At 68.5% G+C, this 2,775-nt stretch carries 4 protein-coding genes and 2 pseudogenes; 2 read left to right on the top strand and 4 right to left on the bottom strand.

What is annotated here, in order from left to right:
- The 3 genes and pseudogenes from ABZ078_RS44265 to ABZ078_RS44275 all read right to left on the bottom strand — a co-directional run.
- A pseudogene (locus ABZ078_RS44265) lies at nucleotides 1–211 on the bottom strand (hypothetical protein); the annotation flags it as partial.
- A 200-nt stretch (nucleotides 212–411) separates the two neighbouring features.
- Complete coding sequence (locus ABZ078_RS44270; protein ID WP_356584350.1) at nucleotides 412–822, bottom strand: DUF6256 family protein; 411 nt, start codon at nucleotides 820–822, stop codon at nucleotides 412–414.
- Nucleotides 823–852: 30 nt separating this feature from the next.
- Complete coding sequence (locus tag ABZ078_RS44275) at nucleotides 853–1,089, bottom strand: DUF6186 family protein (protein WP_356584352.1); 237 nt, start codon at nucleotides 1,087–1,089, stop codon at nucleotides 853–855.
- Nucleotides 1,090–1,332: 243 nt separating this feature from the next.
- Between ABZ078_RS44275 and ABZ078_RS44280 the strand changes: the two genes are divergently transcribed.
- Both ABZ078_RS44280 and ABZ078_RS44285 read left to right on the top strand, forming a co-directional pair.
- Complete coding sequence (locus ABZ078_RS44280) at nucleotides 1,333–1,530, top strand: hypothetical protein (RefSeq protein ID WP_356584354.1); 198 nt, start codon at nucleotides 1,333–1,335, stop codon at nucleotides 1,528–1,530.
- Between the two features lie 5 nt (nucleotides 1,531–1,535).
- Complete coding sequence (locus tag ABZ078_RS44285) at nucleotides 1,536–2,471, top strand: alpha/beta hydrolase (protein WP_356584356.1); 936 nt, start codon at nucleotides 1,536–1,538, stop codon at nucleotides 2,469–2,471.
- A gap of 121 nt (nucleotides 2,472–2,592) precedes the next feature.
- Here ABZ078_RS44285 and ABZ078_RS44290 read toward each other — a convergent pair.
- Nucleotides 2,593–2,775, bottom strand: a pseudogene (locus tag ABZ078_RS44290) (hypothetical protein); the annotation flags it as partial.

The raw sequence follows: 2,775 nt of genomic DNA on the forward strand, positions 1-2,775 counted from the left end.
CCCCATTGCCCGACGGAACGCAGTGGCGTGACGTGAGGGTCTCATCGCGCAGCGCCTTCCCGGAGATCTTGATTCCGGGTTGGGCTTTGGCCTCTGCCTGACTGACCGTGTGTACACGTGCGAAGGACGCGGTAGGTGCGAAGAACTGGAGGGCGAGCAGGGCGGCGGCGAGGATCGAAACCACGGTGCGGGCCGTCGGACCTCGGAACATGCGCCCCCCTCCAGGCAGTTCAGCACTACATGCGTGTACCAACGAATGGTCAATGACCAGTCAAGAACATCTTATCTCGGCAAAGTTGTTTGCACGGTTAACTCAACGCTTCGGCTGGGGAGAGCCTGAAAATCGAAGTGAAGTTGGCGTGAACCTTCCCGGCTCGGCGGGAGTTTGGTCGGAGGTGGGCGCGTTCTCCGTCACTCGGAGACACGCTTGCCCCGTTGCCGCTCGCTGAGCCATGAGACGGTGAAGAACACCGGCAGGGCGATTCCCACCAGGAGCGCGCAGCCGGTGAACGCGCTTGTCAGGAAGCGGCCCCCCAGCTGCGCGACCCCGTGGTAGTAACCGACCACCACGGCCATCAGCAGTGCGTATCCGCCGACGGCGGTGCCGAGCACCTGGCGGGTCAGGCCGGGCCACCCGGGTCTGGGCGCGCCGGGGGCGAGTTGTTCGGCGAGTCGGCGCTCCGCCTTCCCGGTCGCCTTCCCGGTCGCCTTCTCCGGGCCGGGTCTCTGTCGGCGAAGGAGGTGCAGGCCAACGGCCAGGTACCCCATGACCAGCAGATACCCGGTCAGCATGAGCCCGATGTTCAGGGGGAGGGGAAGCACGGTACGGGCCCTACCTTCGGTGGGACGTTGTCATGGTGCGTCCCGGAGCAGGAAGTGCCAGCCGCGGACGAAGGTGTGCCAGCCGAACCACAGCCACAGCGCGAACAGCGCCCATCGCCCGAACGGGTAGCGCATCACCGCCCGCAGGGCATCGCTGAGGGTGGGGAAGGCGTCACCTGTTCGGACGAGGGCCAGGCCCTCCCAGGCGAACAGGGCGCCGAACAGCACCGCCCAGACGAGATACCCGATCACCGGATGCTCCGTCACCGCGACCTCCACACGCGTCCTAGATGGGGAAGTACCCGGTATTGACGAGGAACCGCTGAAGCTCCTCCACCTGGGCGTGCGTGGCGCCCGGCTCGACCGCCGGGTCGAGGGCGACGATCCTCTCCGTCGTGATGGCCCGTCAGTGTGGTGGACGCCATGCGGCAGTACGGCAGTACGGCAGCAGTACGGCGTATGGCCGCGTCCAGGCGGCAGGGACTGGTTCCGGGGTCGATGCTGGGCGTCATGGATACCCCTGCTCAGGCCGTCGTCGAGGTGCTTCCGCCGGGTCCCGGCCACCGGGTCGCGATCAGTGCCGGTGTCGCCGGTCATGCCCTCGGTCTGCGCGAGAGTGCTGCGGCGTTGACGCAGAAGTGGCGGGAAGCGGGCGGGGAGGACCTGGCGGCCGTCGCCGCTGGATGCCGTCGGAGGGCCGTGTCGTGACCGACATGCGATTGAACGTGCGCCCCGGCCGTCCGACGTCACCGGCCGCGCCGTCAGAGCACCACCGGAAACTGTCCCCCGGCGTACGCGCGGTCACCATCGATGCGGACGGCGTCACCGTGTCGGGCCTGCTGAGCGAGCCGGTACAGGATCCGCGCGCTGTGATCGTCGCCTTGCACGGCGGCGGCATGAATGCCGGGTATTTCGACGGCCAGGCGCATCCGGATGTGTCCCTGCTGACGTTGGGAGCGCGTCTGGGTTACACGGTGCTGGCGCTGGACCGCCCGGGCTACGGATCGTCCGCCGTGCGCCTGCCGACCGGGCAGGGGCTCGGTCGGCAGGCCGACACCGTGCGCGCGGCGATTGCTGCCTTCACCGCCGCCCACGCCTCGGGCGCCGGCACGCTGGTGCTGGGTCATTCCTTCGGCGCCAAGGTCGCTTTCGCCGTGGCCGCCGACTGGGAGGGGTCGGCGCTGCTCGGTGTGGATGTCTCCGGGTGCGGCCGCCGACTGGCCGTGCACGCCGACCAGCTCAGCCCCGACCGCGGCGAGGGGCTGCGGCATCGGAACTGGGGGCCCTTGACCCTGTATCCGCCGGACACGTTCCGCTTGAGCCAGACGGTTGTGGCGCCCATGCCGGCTCAGGAGTTCGGCACGGTGGCGGGTTGGACGCGGCTGTCTGCGGCGATCCTGCCGCGAATCCGCGTTCCCGTCCGGCTCACTTTCGCGCAGCATGAGGGTTGGTGGGGCCATGAGGACGAGGACCTCGCCGACCTGATCGGACGGCTTTGCGCGGCGCCACGGGTCGTCGTCGACCACCTCCCGCATGCCGGTCACAACATCAGCCTCGGCTGGGCTGCCCGCGCATACCACCTCAAAGTGCTGGCATTTGCGGAGGAGTGCCTCACCGCTCGGGCTCAGGATGACCGGCGAGGTGCCTGATCCGCTCCGACGTGGCCATCCTGTCCGGCCCCCCGAAGAGGAGGGCGCATCAGCATCTGGCTGGCCGCCCGTGACTTCACGGACGGCCAACCCGACACAACAGCACCCTTCAGAAGGGGTTCTAGAACGCCTTGTTGTCGCAGCCCATGGTCGAGCCCAGGTGGGTGTCCTGGCCGCCGGCGTTGCCCTCGCCGTTGAGCGCGTTACCGAGCAGGCCGTTGAGGATGCCGACCTGGCCCAGGACGTCGAGGTTCAGGTCGTGCGACTTGCAGCTGGAGCTCTGCAGGACGCTGACCTTGTCACC

Origin of the sequence: Streptomyces sp. NPDC006385, from assembly GCF_040612485.1 — a bacterium.
Classification (GTDB): domain Bacteria; phylum Actinomycetota; class Actinomycetes; order Streptomycetales; family Streptomycetaceae; genus Streptomyces.